The following is an 18,531-nucleotide window of genomic DNA, read 5'->3' as shown; positions in this document are numbered from 1 at the left end:
CCGAGAAGAGCCGGGCCCGGCACCGATCCGGCAGAGGCAACAATTCCGGAGCGGCAACGATTCGGTCCCATTCGGGATGACAACGCCTGTATTCAGTATGATCACCCCTACGGCCTGGTCAAACGTGCCACATCGGTGCGTTCGGCCACCCGGAGAGCACATTCCCTGACCGGAAGGACGGCAACGCGATGAGCGCACCGGAGAGCAGCGGCGATCGCGGGAGCGACGCGGTGGACACGGAGAAGGATGTCGTCGACGCCGATCTGCCGGCCGATGACGAGGACGCAACGGTGGAGATCGCCCCGGAGGTGCTCCTCGCCGAAGACAGCAGCACCGACGACGCGGCCCCGGTCGAGGAGGCCCCGGTCGAGGAGGCCCCGGTCGAGGAGGCCACGGCCGAGGAGGCCATGGCCGAGGACACCCCGGTCGACGCTCCGGTTGACGAAGCGACCACCGAGCAGTCCGAGGAGTCCGGCGCGGACGACCTCGCCGACGCCGCGGATCTGGAGGGGGTGCACGTGTCGTCGCGGGTGCGCGTGACGCTGGAGGACGGCACGACGCGCGAGGGTGAGATCGTCGACGACTTCGCCGACCTCGCTCCCGGCGACCAGACCGTCGAGGCGCGCATTGACGAGGATCACACCGCCCGGCTGCGGCGCTGGGCGATCTCGACCGACGACCACGACATCGTCTTCGCCGACGACGACGCCGTCGAACTCCTGAACGTCTCGTAGCAGCAATGCGCGCCATCGGCGCACACCTTCTACGAAATCCGGTGCGCGAGGGGGGACTTGAACCCCCACGTCCGTAGACACTGGAACCTAAATCCAGCGCGTCTGCCAATTCCGCCACTCGCGCTCGGTGCGTTCCCGGCGTTGAACCGGGCTCTGCACTGTAACCGCGACCACCCTACCGGCCGCGTTCTGATCATCGCAGGCCAGGTACCTTGAAAGGTATGTCCTCGTCCCCCCGTCGCACGCACCGGCCGGCTCTCGTGGTGCTGACCGTGGTCGCCGCGGCGGCGTGTCTGATCCTCGCCTGGTGGCAGTGGTCGCGCTTCGAGTCGTCATCCGGCAGCGGCCAGAACCTCGGTTACGCATTGCAGTGGCCCGCCTTCGCGATCGCCGTGATCTACGCCTACCGACGATTCGTCGTCCTCGAAAGGGACCCGGAGGAAGCACGTAAGGCCGCGGCGAACGCGCGTGCCGTGGCCGAGATCCCCGAGGGCATCCTCCCCGAGCGCCCGACCACGCCGAGCGCATCGTCTCTCGCGACCGACCACGATCCGGTCAAGGACGCAGCGCTCATCGAATACAACCGCTACCTGGCCGAGCTCAGATCGGCCGACACCACCGACGCCCCGTCATCGAAAGGCCCGCAGTGACCGAGACCGCATCCACCGCTTCTGCCCGCACCGCCCCGGTGGAGAAGGTCCGTGGGGCCCTGTTGAGGTACCGCGTCCTGGCCTGGATCACCGGCGTCTGGCTGCTTCTGCTCGTCGCCGAACTGATCCTGGCGTACGGCTTCGACAACAAGGCGCTCGACTTCGTGCCGATCGTCCACGGGTGGGTCTACTTCGTCTACCTGATCATGGCGATCGACCTGGCGATCAAGGTGCGTTGGCCCGCGGGCAAGACGATCATCACCGCGATCGCCGGCACCATCCCGTTCCTGTCGTTCTGGTTCGAGCACAAGCGCACCCGGGAAGTGAAGGCGCAGTTCGATCTCTGACCCTTCGAGGCTCGTCGCTACGCTCCTCGCGCCTCAGGGAGCGGGGGCGGCGAGCGCCTCAGGGGGCGGGGGCGGCGAGCGCCTCAGGGAGCGGTGGCGGCGAGCGCCTCAGGGAGCGGTGGCGGCGAGCGCCTCAGGGAGCAGTGGCGGCGAGCGCCTCAGGGAGCAGTGGCGGCGAGCGCCTCAGGGAGCGGTGGCGGCGAGGGTACCGGCCCAGCTCAGGAGTTCGCGAGCGCCCGCAGGGCCGGGACCAGCTGTGCCAGCGCCTTGCCACGGTGACTCAGCGAGTCCTTCTCCTCCGGGGTGAGTTCGGCCGACGACCGGCCCGCGGCCGGCTCGTCATCGGGCGCGAACAGCGGGTCGTAGCCGAAACCGTTCGGTCCGCGCTCGGCCCGCAGCACCCGCCCGCGCCACTCCCCGCGCACGACCGTCTCGGTCCCGTCCGGCAGCACCAGCGCGCATGCCGACACGAACGCCGCACCGCGTCGGTCGTCCGGGGTGTCCGACAGCTGGGCCAGTAGCAGGGCATTGTTGGCATGGTCGTCGCCGTGCCTGCCCGACCAGCGCGCCGACAGCACTCCGGGCATACCGTTCAGCGCGTCCACCGAGATCCCGGAATCGTCCGCGAGACAGGGCAATCCGGTGGCACGCACACCCGAGCGCGCTTTGATCAGCGCGTTCTCCTCGAAGGTCGCACCGTCCTCGGGTTCCTCGGGGTACTCGGGCACATCGTCGAGACCGAGGATCTGCAATCCGGTGATCCCCGCGGCGTCGACGACGCGCTGCAGCTCGGCGAGCTTCTTGCGGTTCCGGCTCGCGAGCAGGACCTTCGACATCAGGCGTTGCCCGGAAGCTGACCCGGGTACGGCTCGGCGAGCACCGCACGCTGCGCCTCGAAGAGCTTCTGTGTCCCGACCGCGGCGACGTCGAGGAGCGCATCGAGCGTCGACCGTGCGAAGGTCGCTCCCTCTCCGGTGCCCTGTACCTCGACGAGGGTACCGGCGTCGGTGGCGACGACGTTCATGTCGACCTCGGCCCGGGAGTCCTCTTCGTAGGGCAGGTCCAGACGGACACGGCCGTCGACGACACCCACACTCACCGCGGCGATGGCACACGAAAGCGGTTGGGGGTCAGACAGTTTGCCGGCTGCACGGAGATAGGTGACGGCGTCGGCGAGGGCCACGTAGGCACCGGTGATCGCGGCGGTGCGGGTGCCGCCGTCGGCCTGCAGGACGTCGCAGTCGAGGGCGATGGTGTTCTCCCCCAGGGCGGCGAGATCGATGCAGGCCCGCAGGGACCGCCCGACGAGTCGGCTGATCTCGTGGGTGCGGCCGCCGATCGAGCCCTTGACCGATTCGCGCTTGTTCCGCTCGTGCGTGGCCGCCGGGAGCATCGAGTACTCGGCGGTCAGCCAGCCGAGGCCCGATCCGCGGCGCCACGGCGGCACGCCCTCGGTCACGCTCGCGGTGCACATCACGCGGGTCTGCCCGAACTCCACCAGCACCGATCCCGCGGGATGGCTGGTGAAGCCGCGGGTGAAGGAGATGGGACGCAGTTCGTCGTCGGCTCGGCCGTCAGCTCGTGTGGTCACGGGTCCAACTGTAACGACCACGGTCGGACGCCTCATGACCCACTCGACTGTGACCCACTGACGCTGGGCGCCCTAGAGCAGGTCGATGACCTGTCCCTGCCGGACCAGATCGACCGGCCCGGAGAACGTACGGCGCGCCTCGGCGAGGATCTCCGCCGAATCCGTCCACGGCGCCACGTGAGTGATCGCCAGCGACCGCACATTCGCCTTCGTCGCGGCCTCCCCCGCCTCGATCCCCGACAGATGGAGATCCGGTGGACGTTCCGATGGCGAGTGCGTCCACGACGCCTCGCACAGGAACAGGTCGGCGTCGGCGGCGAGGTCGATGAGTTCGTCGCAGGGAGCGGTGTCACCGCTGTAGGCGATGACCTGGCCCTCCGGCCCGGTGATGCGCAGCCCGAAAGTGGACGGGGGGTGGTTGACGTTCATCGCCTTGATACGCATGCCGCCGAGGGTCACCTCGAGACCGTCGCGCCACTCCTGGACGTCGAAGGTGTCGGTGATGTCGTCGACCTGGCCGGGATACTCCGACGAGCCGTAACCGATCCGCAGCGCGGTGCCCGGCGGGCCGTAGAGAGGCGCACGTTCCTTCGCCGGCGACGGTGCATAGCGTCGCCAGACGAGCATGGCCGGCAGGTCCAGACAATGGTCGGCGTGCAGGTGGCTGAGCACCACCGCAACGCTGTTCGGATCGGTGACCCGCTGCAGCTCGCCGAACACCCCCGGTCCGCAGTCCAGCAGCACCGGCTGCTCGCCGGGGACGGAGAGCAGGTAGCCCGAGCACGCCGCCCCCGGACCGCCCACACTGCCCGAACATCCGAGGACCGTGAGACGCATACGCCCTACTGTGCCATGCCCGCGCCTTCTGCTGTCGGGTTACCGGGTCACAAGTGAGCCGCGAAGATTGCCCGAGTCGGCTAAAGGTGCTGCACGGCACCGACGACGGGCCCGAGGAACCGTCGCGACAATTTCGCGAACATCTCCGGGTCGCCGGTCGCCTGGAAGACGCGCGACGCCTCCCGGCCGGTGTGCGGATGCAGCAGGTCGTTCTCGGTGAGGACGCGGAAGAGGTCCTTGGCCGTCTCCTCGGCGCTGGACACCAGCGTCACCTCGTCGCCCATCGCGAGCTGCAGGACCCCGGTCAGCAGCGGATAGTGGGTGCAGCCCAGCACGACCGTGTCGACGCCGGCCTGCTGGAGGGGTTCGAGGTAGCCCTGCGCCAGACCCAGGATCTGCCGCCCGCTGGTGATCCCGCGTTCGACGAAGTCGACGAAGCGCGGGCAGGGTACGGCGGTGATCACCGCGTCACGGGCGGCGGCGAACGAATCCTCGTATGCGCGTGAGGCGATCGTCGCCTCGGTGCCGAGCACACCGATCCGGCCGTTCTTGGTGGCGACCACCGCACGACGCACCGCGGGGAGCACGACCTCGATCACCGGGATCGGCGCGTATCGCTCACGCGCGTCGCGTAGGCATGCGGCCGATGCGGTGTTGCAGGCGATGACGATCGCCTTGACACCCCGCTCGGCCAGATCGTCGCCGATCGCGAGGGCGTGCTTGCGGATCTCGGGGATCGTCAGCGGCCCGTACGGGCCGTTCGCAGTGTCGCCGATGTAGACGATGTCCTCGTCGGGCAGCAGGTCCATGATGGCGCGGGCGACGGTCAGACCGCCCACGCCGGAGTCGAAGATCCCGATGGGTGCCTCGGGATCGGCGGCCCAGACGGGCGCCGTGGGTTGTGCGGCTATGACGCCACCCCCGGGGTCACGGTGCGTTGCCGCTTCTTGCGGTCACGCGCGGCGAGGAACCAGGCGGCGAGCACGCCGGCGATCGCGCCGAACAGATGCGCCTGCCACGAGACGAGCGGATTCGTCGGCAGCACGCCCCAGAGGATCGAGCCGTAGATCAGGAAAAGCACCACGCCGCCGAGGATCTGCCACAGGTCCCGGTTGAACAGTCCGCGCACGATGAGGAAGGTGAGCCAGCCGAAGATGATGCCCGACGCGCCCACGGTGATCGAGTAGGGCGCGGCGAAGAGCCACACTCCCAGACCGGAGATCACCCAGATGATGCCGGTGACGACGAGGAACCGCTGGGTCATCAGCACCAGGAAACAGAGCACCGCCCCGGGCATGAGGTTGGCGAACAGGTGCTCCCAGTCGGCGTGCAGCATCGGCGCCCAGAGGATGCCGTCGAGCCCGTCGACCTGGCGGGGCTCGATTCCGTTGGAGTCGAGGTCGTACCGGGTGGCCGCGTCGATCAGCTCGATGACGAACAGCGCCGCGATGATGCACACGGTGGTGATCAACGAACGCAACCAGAGCGGGCGGGAGCGCCGCTGCGGCTCCTGCCCAACCGGCGAGGTGTACGACGTCATGGCCATTATCTCTTCGGGTCTCGACTCTTGTGGATGGCGTCCCGGGGGCCGGTCACGCCCAGAGCTGACCTTCGAGTGCCTGCTCCGCGTCGTCCAGGCTACCTTCGTAGACCCCGGTCGACAGATACTTCCACCCCGCGTCGGGCACCACGAAGCCGATGTCGGCGCGCGACCCCTCCTTCATGGCCCGGCGGCCGATACCGCGCGCGGCCTGCAGGATCGCGCCGGTGGAGATGCCCGCGAAGATTCCCTCGAGGTCGATCAGTTCACGCACCCGGGCGACCGCGTCGACTCCGGTGACCGAGAACCGGCGCGTCAGCACTGATTCGTCGTAGAGCTCCGGGATGAATCCCTCGTCGATGTTGCGCAGGCCGTACACCTCGTCGCCGTAGCGGGGTTCGGCCGCGACGATCTCGATCTCCGGATTGCGTTCACGCAGAAAGCGTCCGACGCCCATCAGCGTCCCGGTGGTGCCCAGACCGGCGACGAAGTGGGTGATCTCCGGCAGGTCGGCGAAGAGCTCCGGGCCGGTCCCCTCGTAGTGGGCGGCGATGTTCGCGACGTTGCCGTACTGGTACAGCATCACCCAGTCGGGGTTCTCCGATGCCAGCTTCTTCGCCACGGCCACCGCGGTGTTCGATCCGCCCGGGGCCGGCGAGGAGATCACCTTCGCGCCGAACATGCGCAAGAGCGACCGACGCTCCTCGGAGGTGTTCTCGGGCATCACGCAGATCAGTTGATAGCCCTTGAGTTTCGCGGCCATCGCCAGCGAGATCCCGGTGTTGCCACTGGTGGGTTCGAGGATCGTCGAACCCTCGTGCAGCAGCCCGTCGCGTTCGGCCTGCTCGATCATGCGCAGCGCCGGGCGGTCCTTGATGGAGCCGGTCGGGTTGCGGTCCTCGAGTTTGGCCCAGAGTCGCACGTGGGGCCCGTCGGCCGAGTCGTCCCAGCGCGGGGACAGCCGCGGGAGACCGATCAGCGGGGTGTTGCCGACCGAGTCGATGAGTGAGTCGTAGCGTGTCACGCTCAGCAGCCGCCGGCGACCGCGGGCAGGATGGTCACCTCGTCACCGTCGTCGATGGAGGTGTCGAGGCCACCGGAGAACCGGACGTCCTCGTCGTTGACGTAGATGTTCACGAACCGGTGGAGCTTGCCATCTGCGACGAGGCGCTCCTTCAGCCCGGGGTTGCCCGACTCCAGATCGTCGATCAGCGCGGCGAGCGTCGTCCCGGAACCCTCGACGCGCTTGGCGCCGTTGGTGTGGGTCCGCAGGATCGTCGGGATGGACACGGTGACGGGCATATTCAGCTCCTGATCTCGATCTCTTCTTCGGTGACCGTGCCGTCGACGATGCGATAGCTACGGATCTCGACGGTCTCCGGGTCCCGGGTGGACACCAGCACATAGTGCGCGCCGGGCTCGCCGGCGTAGGAGATGTCGGTGCGGCTCGGGTAGGCCTCGGTCGCGGTGTGCGAGTGGTAGATCACCACCGGTTCCTCGTCGCGACGGTCCATCTCGCGCCACACGGACAGCTGCTCGGCGGAATCGAACCGGTAGAACGTGGGCGACCGTTCCGCGTTGATCATCGGGATGAATCGCTGCGGGGCCTCGGAACCCTCCGGCCCCGCGATCACCCCGCACGCCTCGTCCGGATGATCGGCGCGCGCATGCGCGACCATCGCGTCGACGAGTTCCTGATCGATCTTGAGCATCGGTGTCCCGTTCTCCTTCGCAGACGCGGGCCCCGGTGGGCAGGGCACGGAGGGTCGGCGACAGGTCGTCGCACTTGTCCCGAGAGGGAACGCCGCCGCGCGAACGCCTATTCCGCATTCACCTATGACCGGTGTCACCGTCGGTGAGTCCGGGGCGGGCCGTTCAGACGAACGCCGACGGCGCAGCCTGCGCGTAGGTGGGGATGGACGCCACCGACTCGGCGGCGAGTACGGCGTCGACGATGGCTCGCTGAACGACGTCGGCCGCGCATCGGCAGATCTCCGCGATGACCGCCGCGTCCGGATGCATGCCGGGCGGTGAGGCGAACGCCGGGTCGATCGACTCCGGCCGCACCGCACCGGTGGAGACGGCGAAGATGGTGTCGCCGTCGAGCGGTGAGTGGGCCGGGCGGATGGCGCGGCCGAGACCGTCGTGGCCGGCCATGGCGATCCGCCGGGTCATCGCGGCATCGAGTGCGGCATCGGTGGCGACGACTCCGATCGTCGTGTTGAGCACGGTGTGTTTCTCCGCGAGTTCGGCCAGCCGTGCGATGTCACCGGCCTCCGGACGCCTCAGGCCCAGGCGTTCGAGGTCGTCCTCACCGAGATCCCACGGCAGGCCGCTCTGCGGGTCGATGACGGCACCGACCGGGTTGGCGACCATCAGCGCGCCGACGGTGACACCTGCGGCCGGACCCGTCGGGATCGTCACCGATGCGCTGCCCACACCACCTTTCAGCGCGCCGGCACGAGCACCGGCGCCGGCCCCCACACTGCCGACCGCGAAATCGGTACCGGCGGCGCGGACCGCCTCGGCGCCGAAGTCGGCGTCGGGCCGGTGATCCCACGCGCCGACCGGGAGATCGAAGATGACCGCCGCGGGCACGATGGGCACCACATGTCCTCGGGTGTCCATCGGCAGGCCGACCCCCTCGGCCTCGAGGGCGCGCATCGCGCCGTCGGCGGTTGCGAGACCGTAGGCGCTGCCGCCGCTGAGCACGATGGCGTGCGCGGTCTGCACGGTGTTCGACGGATCGAGGAGGTCGGTCTCGCGGGTGCCCGGACCACCGCCCCGCACGTCGACGGCGGCGATCGCAGCGGGTCCCGAGATCCGCACGACCGTCGTCCCGGTCGCCCAGCCGTGGCCGTCGGGTGCGTCGGCGGTGCCGGAGACCTGCGCATCGGCGTCGACACGATGACGGTGCCCGACGGTGATCCCGGCGACGTCGGTGATGCGATCGCCCGGGCGGGTGGGTCGTCCGATGGTGGTCACGTACACCTCTGCTCTCATCTGTCCCGACCCGCACCACGAAGAACTCGGACAAAGCTCCCGAATGGAGCGGTGTCACCGTGGATCGTAGGTCACATCACCGCTTCGACGAGCAGATCCTGCATCACCGTCAGCCAGTGATAGACGTCGAGATGCGCGGCGTGCGGATGATCGGCCGGCAACCGGTCGGGGGTGTCCTCGGAGATCCCGAGCATCGCCCCGAGGGCGAGGCGGACGTCGTTGAGGGCGGTCAACCAGGCGGTCGCCTGCTCGACGGTGAGTGCGAGGTCGCCGCCGCCGTCGGGCAGGGTGTCGAGAAGGACCTGCGCCGCAGCGAGTTTGGCGTCGATGATCTTCGGCTCGTTGACGCTGCGCAGCGCCGAGTTGAGGCGACCGTTCACCACCTCGGCGGAGAGTTCCCGGTCCTGATCGGGGCGATGGAAGTCCGGCAGGAGACGCCCGAGCGTGGCGTCGTCGGGTGTGTCGGCATGGCCGACCCGGATACCGGTGACATCCGACAGCGCATCGCGCGGTGCGGTGTCGGCGCGTTCGGTCAGCAGCTCGCACATCGAGGAGACCAGCGACGCGAGCAGCTCGGCCTCGTGCGCGTCGAGCTGGGAGGTGATCCGGATCGACTCGCCGCGGCCCTTGCGTTTCCAGGTGCGCACGCTTCAGTGTCTCCCCACCGTCGACACCGTCGACCCCGTCGGCACCGTCGATCCCGTCGGCATCGTCGATCCCGGTCCGCGCTCGGGCGGCAGAAATGCGAACCCGGTCATGAATCGCGCTGCATGGTGGCCCACAGGCCGGCCGCGTGCAGTTTGCGCACGTCACCCTCGACCTTGTCACGGTCGCCGCTGGAGACCACGGCCTTGCCCTCGGTGTGCACCTGCATCATCAGCTGATTGGCACGTGACTCCGAGTAGCCGAAGATCTTCTGGAAGACGAAGGTCACATACCGCATCAGATTGACGGGATCGTCCCACACGACGGTCATCCAGGGTTTGTCGAGATCCGCCGCGCCGTCCGCCACCGCGGGTTCGGCAACCGCGGTACCGCCGGGGGTAGCCTCGTGCGCACGAGTTTCGTCAGGCGCCATGGAGACAAGGGTAACGCGACAGTGAGCATCGACAACACCGCGCTGCTGACCGATCAGTACGAACTGACCATGGTCGCAGCGGCTCTCCGCCACCCGGTCGCACACCGGTCGTGCGTGTTCGAGGTGTTCGCCCGACGACTCCCCGACGGCCGCCGGTACGGCGTCGTCGCAGGCACCGGACGCGTCCTCGCCGAGCTCGCCGAGTTCCGTTTCGGCGACGAGGAGATCGCCGTCGTGGAGAAGTTCCTCGACGCCGAGACCGTCGCGTGGCTGCGCGACTACCGGTTCTCCGGGGACATCGACGGCTACCGCGAGGGCGAGCTCTACTTCCCCGGCTCTCCGATCCTCACCGTCCGTGCGCCCTTCGCCGAGGCCGTACTGCTCGAGACGCTGATCCTGTCGATCCTCAACCACGACAGCGCGATCGCCTCGGCCGCCGCCCGGATGGTCAGCGCCGCCGGGTCCCGGCCGATCATCGAGATGGGTTCCCGACGCACCCATGAGCGCGCCGCGGTCGCGAGCGCCCGTGCCGCGTACCTGGCCGGCGTCGCCGCGACGTCGAATCTCGAGGCGAACCGTCGTTTCGGCGTCCCCAGCGCGGGAACCGCCGCGCACGCGTTCACCCTCGGCTTCTCCGGACCGGACGGTCCCGACGAGAAGGCCGCGTTCACCGCACAGATCGATGCGCTCGGCGTCGGCACCACCTTGCTGGTCGACACCTACGACATCACCCAGGGCGTGCGCAACGCGATCGAGGTCGCCGGCCCCGGCCTCGGTGCGGTTCGCATCGACTCCGGAGATCTCGGCGTGCTCGCCCGGCAGGTACGCACGCAACTCGACGACCTCGGCGCCACCGACACCCAGATAGTGGTGTCCGGCGACCTCGACGAGTACGCGATAGCCTCGCTGCGCGCCGAACCGGTCGACACCTACGGCGTCGGGACCTCGCTGGTCACCGGCAGCGGCGCACCGACCGCGGGCATGGTGTACAAGCTCGTCGAGGTCGACGGGCTTGCCGTCGCGAAGCGGTCGAGCCACAAGGAGTCGCGTGGCGGGGCGAAGGCGGCGGTGCGGGCCGCACGTGCCAGTGGGACGATCGTGGAAGAGATCGTCTACCGTGCCGAGGGACCACGCCCCGACGCCGAGGGCGGTCTCCACCTGCGGGACCTGCAGATTCCGCTGGTTCGCGGCGGGGAGCCGGTGGCATCGCTGCCGTCGCTGACCGACGCGCGCGCCCATCTCGCCGCAGGGCTGGTGAGCCTCCCGTGGGAGGGCCTCGGCCTCTCGCACGGGGACCCGGCGGTGCCGACCCGATACCAGCTCGGCTGACGAGCAACACGATTCGATCCGCCAGGGGGTAGCAGATGAACAGCGAACGCAGCGACGGCACCAAACCGGCCGACGCGTTGGTCGTCGTCGACGTCCAGAACGACTTCTGTGAGGGCGGTTCCCTCGCGGTCAACGGTGGTGCGGCGGTGGCCCGGGCGATCACCAAGATCCTCGACGAGTACCGGACGGTCGTCGCGACACGCGATCACCACATCGATCCCGGTGATCACTTCTCCGACGAACCCGACTACGTCGACACCTGGCCGCCGCATTGCGTGGTCGGCACCGACGGCGTTGCCTTCCACCCCGAATTCGATTCCACCGCAGCGCAAGAGACCTTCTCGAAAGGTGAGTACGCCGCTGCGTACTCCGGCTTCGAGGGTGTCACGGACGACGGCACGAGCCTCGAACAGTGGCTGCGCGACCACAAGATCTCCAGCATCGACATCGCGGGACTGACCACCGATCACTGTGTCCGCGCGACGGCACTCGATGCGGTGGCCGCCGGCTTCACGACGCGGGTGCTGCTCAACTTCACCGCGGGCGTCGGGGCGGCGACCACCTCCGACGCGCTGAAGAGCATGCGCGAGGCGGGGGTCGAGCTGGTGGGCGACCTGCTCTACGACGGCTCGTGCGGCACGGGTTAGTCCCGAGGGAACCGTAGAGCCCGCGGATCCGTCTGAAACTCACACACCCCATCTCGCACCATCTCGAACGAGGACCCCGGAACACCACATGTCGAACACTCCCCCGGTGACCGAACTGCTCGACACCGCGGTCTCCGCGCTCGGCGGTCGTCGCCGTGACGGTCAGGTAGCCATGGCCTCGGCCGTCGCGCACGCCATCGACACCGGCGAACATCTCGCCGTACAGGCCGGGACCGGCACCGGAAAGTCGCTGGCGTACCTCGTGCCGGCCATCCGCCATGCGGTCGAGACCGGACGGACCGTGGTGGTGTCGACGGCGACGATCGCGCTGCAGCGGCAGCTGATCGAGCGCGACCTCCCCCGTCTCGCCGGCGCCCTCGCGAAGCCCGTCGGCCGCAAACCCACCTTCGCGATCCTCAAAGGTCGCGGAAACTACTTGTGCCTCAACAAGATCCATTCAGGCGCCGCCGACGAGCCGGACACCGAGCTGTTCGATCCGTTCGAGTTGTCCCGCACCGGACGCGAGGTCACCCGGCTGCGCGAGTGGAGCAGCGACACCGAGACCGGTGACCGCGACGACCTCGTGCCCGGTGTCGCCGACCGCGCCTGGCGACAGGTCAGTGTGTCCGCGCGTGAATGCCTCGGTGCCGCCAACTGTTCCTACGGCGAGGACTGCTTCGCCGAGCAGGCCCGCCGCCGGTCCGGCAAGGTCGACGTGGTGGTCACCAACCACGCCCTGCTGGCGATCGACGCGACGAGCCCGGCCAACGTTCTGCCCGAGCACGACGTCGTGATCATCGACGAGGCCCACGAACTCGTCGACCGGATGACCTCGGTGGCGACCGACGAACTGTCGGCGGCCTCGATCGCCCTCGTCTCCCGGCGCGTCGGCAAACTCGTCGACGAGGAGACCGCCGACGCCCTCCTCGGTGCCGGTGAGCAACTCGGGGAACTCCTGGAGACGGCGCCGAAGACACAGTGGACGCAGCTGCCGCCCGACGCCACGTCCGTTCTGGTGATGCTGCGTGACCGGTTGTGGCAGACCCGGACCGCGATCGGCCCGGTGCGCGCGCCCGGCGCCGGCGACGACGGCGCAGCCGCCGCCCGGTCGGCGGCCCTCACCTCGCTCGACGACATGCACGACACGGTCGTCCGCGTCCTCGGCGCCTTCGACGAACCCGACGAGTCCAAACGCCGCGACGTGGTGTGGGTCGGCCTCGACACCTCCCGACGCGGCGCCGAACCCCGTCCGGTGCTGCACATCGCGCCGCTGTCGGTCGGCGGACTGCTCCGCGCGTCGCTGTTCGCCAATTCGACGGTCGTCCTGACCTCCGCGACCCTGACCATCGGCGGTTCCTTCGACGCCCTTGCCGCGACCTGGGGTCTGCCCGCCTCCGGGCGGGGCACCGACCGTCCCGCCGCCGACGAGCCGGGCGACGAACCGGGCCCCGGCCCGACGGCCGCCCGCAACGTCACGGCCAGTGGTAAGGCGGTTCCCTCCGATTCGGGTTCGGCGCGCTGGACCGGTCTCGACGCGGGCTCCCCGTTCGACTATCCGAAGTCGGCGATCCTCTACGTGGCCCGGCACCTGCCCCGGCCCGATCGCTCGGGTATCGCTCCGCGGACGATGGACGAGATCGCCCAGCTCGTGGATGCCGCCGGCGGGCGCACGCTGGGGTTGTTCTCGTCGATGCGCGCTGCCCGCGAGGCGGCCGAGGCGATCCGGGAACGCTGCGAGTACCCGGTGCTGTGTCAGGGCGACGACACCACCTCGACCCTGGTCAGACGCTTCGCCGAGGATCCCGAGACCTGCCTTTTCGGCACACTGTCACTCTGGCAGGGCGTCGACGTGCCGGGGCCGTCGCTGAGCCTCGTGCTCATCGACCGCATTCCGTTCCCCCGCCCTGACGATCCGCTGCTGACCGCACGGCAGCGCGCGGTCGACGCCCGCGGCGGCAACGGCTTCTTGTCCGTGGCGGCGAATCACGCCGCGCTGCTGCTCGCGCAGGGCGCCGGCCGACTGCTGCGTTCAGTCGACGACCGCGGCGTCGTCGCGGTGCTCGACTCCCGGCTGGCGACGGCCGGATACGGGGGCTACCTACTCGCCTCGCTGCCTCCGATGTGGCGGACCACCGATCCCGCCGTCGTCCGGTCCGCCCTCAGCCGGCTCACCGCCGCACCGCGTCCGGTGGGCTGAGCACGCCCGACGCGAGACGACCGGCACGGCGACCGTGTACGACGAGACAATCGCCCACGCGGGGCACTAGGTTGGGTAGCGGTGATTCCAACGCAGGCGAGACCGACAACGCACCCTGACCAATCGCGGGAGCTGACGAGAGGAGGCTTCGAGTGATCGGGCGCATGGGTATCGATGACATCGCACCCCTGGTCTCGGCCGGGCAGCAGCCCGCGAAAGCCGTTGTGGGAGAGTTCTTCCCGATCAGCACCACGGCGTGGCGCGAAGGGCACGACGCGATCGGCGTCACGCTCCATGTCGAGGCACCGCGTCGCGGCGTCCTCGACATCCGGATGACCCCGTCGCCCGAACCGGACACCTTCAACGCGGCGTTCGTCCCCGACGCGGTCGGCTTCTGGTCGTACCGCATCGAGGCCTGGAGCGATCCGTACACCACCTGGCGTTCGGCGGTCACCAAGAAGCTCGACGCCGGTCAGGGCGCCGCCGACCTCGCCAACGACCTGGAGACCGGCGCCCGAATCCTCACCCGCGCCGCCGAGGACATCGCCGACGAGAACCGCGAACTCCTGCTCGACGCCGCGCGTCTGCTCCGCGCACGACGCCGCCGGGTCGAGAACCGGGTGAGTCTGGCGATCTCCGAGGAGGTCGTCGAACTGCTCCACGACAATCCCGTCCGGGAACTGGTCACCAAGAGTCGCACCTACCGCGTGTGGGTGGACCGCACCCGCGCCCTCTTCGGGTCCTGGTACGAGTTCTTCCCCCGCTCCACCGGCGGTTGGGACGGCGAGGGCAACCCGGTGCACGGCACCTTCCTCACCGCCGCCGAGGACCTCCCGCGGATCGCGGGGATGGGCTTCGACGTCGTCTACCTCCCGCCGATCCACCCGATCGGCGAGGTCAATCGCAAGGGCCGCAACAACACCCTGGTCGCCGGTCCCGACGACGTCGGCTCGCCGTGGGCCATCGGGTCGAAGGACGGCGGCCACGACGCGATCCACCCGCAGCTGGGCTCCGAGGAGGACTTCGAGTACTTCGTCGGGCGGGCGCGTGAGCTGGGACTGGAGGTCGCCCTCGACCTCGCACTGCAGTGCGCACCCGACCATCCCTGGGCGACCGAACACCCCGACTGGTTCATCATCCAGCCCGACGGCACGATCGCCTACGCGGAGAACCCGCCGAAGAAGTACCAGGACATCTACCCGCTGAACTTCGACGAGGACCGCAACGGCATCTATCGGGCCGTGCTGCAGGTGGTCCTGCACTGGGTCGGCCTGGGCGTGAACATCTTCCGCGTCGACAACCCGCACACCAAGCCGCCGAACTTCTGGGAGTGGTTGATCGGCGAGGTCAAGAAGCGGAACCCGGACGTGCTGTTCCTGTCCGAGTCGTTCACCCGCCCGGCGCGTCTGTACGGTCTCGCCCGCCTCGGATTCACCCAGTCCTACACATACTTCACGTGGAAGACGGCCAAGTGGGAACTCGAGCAGTTCGGTCGCGAACTGGCCGATCATGCCGATGAGGCGCGTCCCAACCTGTTCGTCAACACCCCCGACATCCTGCACGCCAGCCTGCAGCACGGCGGCCCGGGCATGTTCGCACTGCGCGCCGCCCTGGCCGCGACCCTGGCCCCGACCTGGGGCGTCTACAGCGGCTACGAACTCTACGAACACGTCGCGGTCGCCGAGGGCAGCGAGGAATACCAGGACTCCGAGAAGTACGAGCTGCGTCCCCGCGACTACAAGGCGGCGACGAGCCGCGGTGAGTCGCTGGAACCGTGGATCACCTCGCTCAACGAGATCCGCCGCCGGCATCCGGCGCTGCAGCAGCTGCGGAACATCCACTTCCACCACGTCGAGAACCCGTCGCTGATCGCCTATTCGAAAATCGATCCGGTCTCGGGCGACCGCGTCGTGGTGGTGGTCAACCTCAACCCGTTCGCCGCCGAGGACTCCACCGTCTGGCTCGACCTGCCCACACTCGGATTCGAGTGGTACGACCACTTCCCGGTCCGCGACGAGGTCACCGGGGAGGAGTACTGGTGGGGACAGGACAACTACGTCCGGCTGGAGCCGTGGCGCGCGGTCGCCCACATCCTGGCCCTCCCGCCGCTCGACCCCGCCACCGCAGCGCGACTCGCCTACCGAATCCAGTGAGGTGCCCGTGACCGATCGTCGAGATCCCGAGTCCCCCACGACCCCCGGCACCGCCGCGCCGGGAAGCCCCCTCGCCGCCGGTTCCCTCCCCGCCCCCGAGGCGTCCGATCACGACCTACGCCGGCTCGACGCGCTGACCCATCCCGACCCGCATGCGTTCCTCGGGGCGCACGACGCCCCGGGGGGCAGCACGATCCTGCGCACACTACGACCCGACGCGCTGTCGGTGTCGGCGGTCATCGGCGGCGTCGACCACCCCATGACCCGTCAGACCGACGACCTGTGGGTCGTCACGGTGCCGATCGCCGACCTGATGGACTACCGCTACCGGATCGTCTACCCCGACGGTGCGGGCACCGCCGAGTTCGTCGTCGCCGACGGCTATCGATTCCTGCCGAGCCTTGGCGACATCGACATCCACCTGTTCAGTGAGGGCCGGCACGAGACGCTGTGGGAGGCCCTCGGGGCCCGCGTCGTCTCGTACACGACCGCCGACGGCGAGGTCTCCGGCACGGCGTTCTCGGTCTGGGCGCCCAACGCCCACGGCGTGGCCGTCATCGGGGATTTCGACCGATGGACCGGCCGCGTGGCTCCCATGCGCAAGGTCGGGGTCAGCGGTGTCTGGGAAGTGTTCATCCCCGACGTCGGCGACGGCGCGCACTACAAGTTCCGGGTGCACGGCGCCGACGGCGTGATCCGTGACAAGGCCGATCCGATGGCTTACCGGACCACACCCCCACCGTCGACGGCGTCGGTCGTCACGCGATCGCAGCACGTCTGGTCCGACGACGCCTGGATCGCGCGCCGGGAGCGCTCCGCGCCCGAGCGCGAACCGATGAGCATCTACGAGGTGCACCTGGCGTCGTGGCGTCAGGGCCTGGGCTACCGCGAACTCGCCCACCAGCTCGCCGACTACGTCGTGGAAAAGGGCTTCACGCACGTCGAGTTCCTCCCGGTGGCCGAGCATCCCTTCGGCGGTTCGTGGGGCTACCAGGTGACGTCGTACTACGCGCCGACCGCCCGGTTCGGCACTCCCGACGACTTCCGGTACCTCGTCGACCATCTGCATTCGCGTGGCATCGCGGTGATCGTCGACTGGGTGCCCGCGCACTTCCCGAAGGACGAGTGGGCTCTCGCCCGCTTCGACGGCACCCCGCTCTACGAGCACGCCGACCCGATGCGCGGCGAGCAACTCGACTGGGGCACCTACGTCTTCGATTTCGGACGCCACGAGGTACGCAATTTCCTGGTCGCCAACGCATTGTTCTGGTTCGGCGAGTTCCACATCGACGGACTGCGCGTCGACGCCGTTGCCTCGATGCTGTATCTGGACTACTCACGTCCCGACGGGCAGTGGCGGCCCAACATCCACGGTGGCCGCGAGAACCTCGAAGCGGTGCAGTTCCTGCAGGAGACCAACGCGACGGTCCACAAACACTTCCCCGGCGTCATCACCGTCGCCGAGGAATCCACCGCATGGCCGGGTGTCACCCGGATGACCGATCTCGGCGGCCTCGGTTTCAGCTTCAAGTGGAACATGGGCTGGATGCACGACAGCCTCGACTACCTGTCGCGGGATCAGGTGCACCGCAGCTTCCATCACCACGAGATCACCTTCTCGCTGATGTACGCGTGGAGCGAGAATTTCGTGCTGCCGCTGTCGCACGACGAGGTGGTCCACGGCAAGGGCACGCTCTGGACGCGGATGCCGGGCGATTCCTTCACCAAGGCGGCCGGCGCCCGCGTGTACCTCGCGTACATGTGGTCGCACCCCGGTAAACAGCTGCTGTTCATGGGCCAGGAGTTCGGTCAGACCGGCGAATGGGCCGACAACCGCAGCCTCGACTGGCACCAGCTCGAGGGCTGGGAGGGCGAACTGCACTCCGGCATATCGACGCTGGTCACGGACCTCAACCGGATCTACCGGTCATCCCCTGCGCTGTACACGCAGGACATCACCCCCCTCGGCTACGAGTGGATAGATGCCAACGACACCGCGAACAACGTGATCAGCTTCCTGCGGTTCGGGGAGGACGGATCGGTCGTCGCCTGCATCTTCAATTTCTCCGGATCGGACCGCGTCGACTACCAGGTCGGACTGCCGCAGGGCGGGGTGTGGGAGGAGATCCTCAACACCGACGCCGACGCCTACAGCGGCGCGGGCAAGGGGAATCTGGGAGCGGTGACCGCCGATGGGCCGTCGTATCACGGACGCCCCGCCTCGGCGCGGGTCATGCTGCCGGCCAATTCCGCCATCTGGCTCGCGCCCCGCTAGCGCGCAAACCCACCCTTTTTCGGCAGAGTCACCACCTCGGAGCGGAATTTCTCAACCTGTCTGAGACAGGACTTGGTTGGTTGTTCTTCTGTGGTTGATCCCGACGGTGGTCGGGATTTCCGGGGCCCGGGGTGGGCGCCGGAAGCGTTG

At 68.8% G+C, this 18,531-nt stretch carries 19 protein-coding genes and 1 tRNA gene; 8 read left to right on the top strand and 12 right to left on the bottom strand.

Features of this window, described 5'->3' with window-relative positions:
* Positions 1-188: 188 nt before the first annotated feature.
* On the top strand, positions 189-734 hold the full coding sequence (locus BPODLACK_RS21465) for a hypothetical protein (RefSeq protein WP_159406210.1): 546 nt from the start codon (positions 189-191) through the stop codon (positions 732-734).
* 42 nt (positions 735-776) lie between these two features.
* Here BPODLACK_RS21465 and BPODLACK_RS21460 read toward each other — a convergent pair.
* Positions 777-858: transfer RNA gene (locus BPODLACK_RS21460), tRNA-Leu, on the bottom strand.
* 97 nt (positions 859-955) lie between these two features.
* Between BPODLACK_RS21460 and BPODLACK_RS21455 the strand changes: the two genes are divergently transcribed.
* A complete protein-coding gene (locus BPODLACK_RS21455) occupies positions 956-1,384 on the top strand; it encodes a transcriptional regulator (protein WP_159406209.1) in 429 nt (142 codons plus the stop codon).
* Positions 1,381-1,731 carry a DUF3817 domain-containing protein gene (locus BPODLACK_RS21450; RefSeq protein ID WP_159406208.1) on the top strand — a complete coding sequence of 117 codons (351 nt, stop codon included), beginning with the start codon at positions 1,381-1,383 and terminating at the stop codon, positions 1,729-1,731. Before BPODLACK_RS21455 ends, BPODLACK_RS21450 begins: the two co-directional genes overlap by 4 nt.
* Before the next feature lie 218 nt (positions 1,732-1,949).
* Here BPODLACK_RS21450 and rdgB read toward each other — a convergent pair whose 3' ends face one another.
* The 11 genes from rdgB to clpS all read right to left on the bottom strand — a co-directional run bounded on the left by rdgB (position 1,950) and on the right by clpS (position 9,780).
* Positions 1,950-2,567: an RdgB/HAM1 family non-canonical purine NTP pyrophosphatase gene (rdgB, locus tag BPODLACK_RS21445; RefSeq protein ID WP_159406207.1), complete on the bottom strand. Its 618-nt coding sequence runs from the start codon at positions 2,565-2,567 to the stop codon at positions 1,950-1,952.
* The gene (gene rph, locus BPODLACK_RS21440) at positions 2,567-3,322 is read right to left on the bottom strand and encodes a ribonuclease PH (RefSeq protein ID WP_006437895.1); all 756 of its coding nucleotides are present in this window, start codon (positions 3,320-3,322) and stop codon (positions 2,567-2,569) included. Before rph ends, rdgB begins: the two co-directional genes overlap by 1 nt.
* Positions 3,323-3,394: 72 nt before the next feature.
* On the bottom strand, positions 3,395-4,159 hold the full coding sequence (locus BPODLACK_RS21435) for a cyclic nucleotide-degrading phosphodiesterase (protein ID WP_159406206.1): 765 nt from the start codon (positions 4,157-4,159) through the stop codon (positions 3,395-3,397).
* Positions 4,160-4,239: 80 nt separating this feature from the next.
* Positions 4,240-5,070, bottom strand: coding sequence for a glutamate racemase (gene murI / locus BPODLACK_RS21430; RefSeq protein ID WP_191834996.1), 831 nt, complete (start codon positions 5,068-5,070; stop codon positions 4,240-4,242).
* The gene (locus tag BPODLACK_RS21425) at positions 5,067-5,699 is read right to left on the bottom strand and encodes a rhomboid family intramembrane serine protease (protein WP_159406205.1); all 633 of its coding nucleotides are present in this window, start codon (positions 5,697-5,699) and stop codon (positions 5,067-5,069) included. The genes murI and BPODLACK_RS21425 overlap by 4 nt, the downstream gene beginning before the upstream one ends.
* A 52-nt stretch (positions 5,700-5,751) precedes the next feature.
* Positions 5,752-6,723: a PLP-dependent cysteine synthase family protein gene (locus tag BPODLACK_RS21420; RefSeq protein WP_159406204.1), complete on the bottom strand. Its 972-nt coding sequence runs from the start codon at positions 6,721-6,723 to the stop codon at positions 5,752-5,754.
* A 2-nt stretch (positions 6,724-6,725) separates the two neighbouring features.
* Entirely contained in the window at positions 6,726-7,001 is a 276-nt protein-coding gene (locus BPODLACK_RS21415; RefSeq protein WP_159406203.1) for a MoaD/ThiS family protein, read from the bottom strand.
* A gap of 2 nt (positions 7,002-7,003) precedes the next feature.
* Entirely contained in the window at positions 7,004-7,411 is a 408-nt protein-coding gene (locus BPODLACK_RS21410; protein WP_159406202.1) for a Mov34/MPN/PAD-1 family protein, read from the bottom strand.
* A 163-nt stretch (positions 7,412-7,574) separates the two neighbouring features.
* A complete protein-coding gene (locus BPODLACK_RS21405; RefSeq protein ID WP_159406201.1) occupies positions 7,575-8,684 on the bottom strand; it encodes a P1 family peptidase in 1,110 nt (369 codons plus the stop codon).
* Between the two features lie 89 nt (positions 8,685-8,773).
* Positions 8,774-9,349: an oxidative stress transcriptional regulator AosR gene (aosR, locus tag BPODLACK_RS21400; protein WP_159406200.1), complete on the bottom strand. Its 576-nt coding sequence runs from the start codon at positions 9,347-9,349 to the stop codon at positions 8,774-8,776.
* Between the two features lie 107 nt (positions 9,350-9,456).
* Entirely contained in the window at positions 9,457-9,780 is a 324-nt protein-coding gene (clpS, locus tag BPODLACK_RS21395) for an ATP-dependent Clp protease adapter ClpS (protein ID WP_006437886.1), read from the bottom strand.
* 21 nt (positions 9,781-9,801) lie between these two features.
* Here clpS and BPODLACK_RS21390 point away from each other — a divergent pair, with 21 nt between their 5' ends.
* From BPODLACK_RS21390 to glgB, 5 genes are all read left to right on the top strand, one after another.
* A complete protein-coding gene (locus tag BPODLACK_RS21390) occupies positions 9,802-11,109 on the top strand; it encodes a nicotinate phosphoribosyltransferase (protein ID WP_159406199.1) in 1,308 nt (435 codons plus the stop codon).
* A gap of 35 nt (positions 11,110-11,144) precedes the next feature.
* A complete protein-coding gene (locus BPODLACK_RS21385) occupies positions 11,145-11,756 on the top strand; it encodes an isochorismatase family protein (protein WP_159406198.1) in 612 nt (203 codons plus the stop codon).
* Between the two features lie 88 nt (positions 11,757-11,844).
* Complete coding sequence (locus tag BPODLACK_RS21380; protein WP_159406197.1) at positions 11,845-13,953, top strand: ATP-dependent DNA helicase; 2,109 nt, start codon at positions 11,845-11,847, stop codon at positions 13,951-13,953.
* A 152-nt stretch (positions 13,954-14,105) separates the two neighbouring features.
* On the top strand, positions 14,106-16,106 hold the full coding sequence (locus tag BPODLACK_RS21375) for a maltotransferase domain-containing protein (protein WP_159406196.1): 2,001 nt from the start codon (positions 14,106-14,108) through the stop codon (positions 16,104-16,106).
* A gap of 7 nt (positions 16,107-16,113) precedes the next feature.
* A complete protein-coding gene (gene glgB, locus BPODLACK_RS21370; protein ID WP_375295698.1) occupies positions 16,114-18,381 on the top strand; it encodes a 1,4-alpha-glucan branching protein GlgB in 2,268 nt (755 codons plus the stop codon).
* Positions 18,382-18,531 lie beyond the last annotated feature (150 nt).

The organism is Gordonia sp. YY1, assembly GCF_009872315.1.
Taxonomy (GTDB): domain Bacteria; phylum Actinomycetota; class Actinomycetes; order Mycobacteriales; family Mycobacteriaceae; genus Gordonia; species Gordonia amicalis.
Note: the sequence above shows the minus strand (reverse complement) of the source record. Positions and strands in the feature narration are given on the sequence as shown.

Excerpts from the sequence above, each read along its gene's own strand:
- BPODLACK_RS21425 (WP_159406205.1), bottom strand. The coding sequence starts at position 5,699 with ATGACGTCGTACACCTCGCCGGTTGGGCAGGAGCCGCAGCGGCGCTCC.
- rdgB (WP_159406207.1), bottom strand. The coding sequence starts at position 2,567 with ATGTCGAAGGTCCTGCTCGCGAGCCGGAACCGCAAGAAGCTCGCCGAG.
- BPODLACK_RS21410 (WP_159406202.1), bottom strand. The coding sequence starts at position 7,411 with ATGCTCAAGATCGATCAGGAACTCGTCGACGCGATGGTCGCGCATGCG.
- BPODLACK_RS21455 (WP_159406209.1), top strand. The coding sequence starts at position 956 with ATGTCCTCGTCCCCCCGTCGCACGCACCGGCCGGCTCTCGTGGTGCTG.
- BPODLACK_RS21385 (WP_159406198.1), top strand. The coding sequence starts at position 11,145 with ATGAACAGCGAACGCAGCGACGGCACCAAACCGGCCGACGCGTTGGTC.
- BPODLACK_RS21415 (WP_159406203.1), bottom strand. The coding sequence starts at position 7,001 with ATGCCCGTCACCGTGTCCATCCCGACGATCCTGCGGACCCACACCAAC.
- BPODLACK_RS21380 (WP_159406197.1), top strand. The coding sequence starts at position 11,845 with ATGTCGAACACTCCCCCGGTGACCGAACTGCTCGACACCGCGGTCTCC.
- BPODLACK_RS21435 (WP_159406206.1), bottom strand. The coding sequence starts at position 4,159 with ATGCGTCTCACGGTCCTCGGATGTTCGGGCAGTGTGGGCGGTCCGGGG.
- BPODLACK_RS21465 (WP_159406210.1), top strand. The coding sequence starts at position 189 with ATGAGCGCACCGGAGAGCAGCGGCGATCGCGGGAGCGACGCGGTGGAC.
- clpS (WP_006437886.1), bottom strand. The coding sequence starts at position 9,780 with ATGGCGCCTGACGAAACTCGTGCGCACGAGGCTACCCCCGGCGGTACC.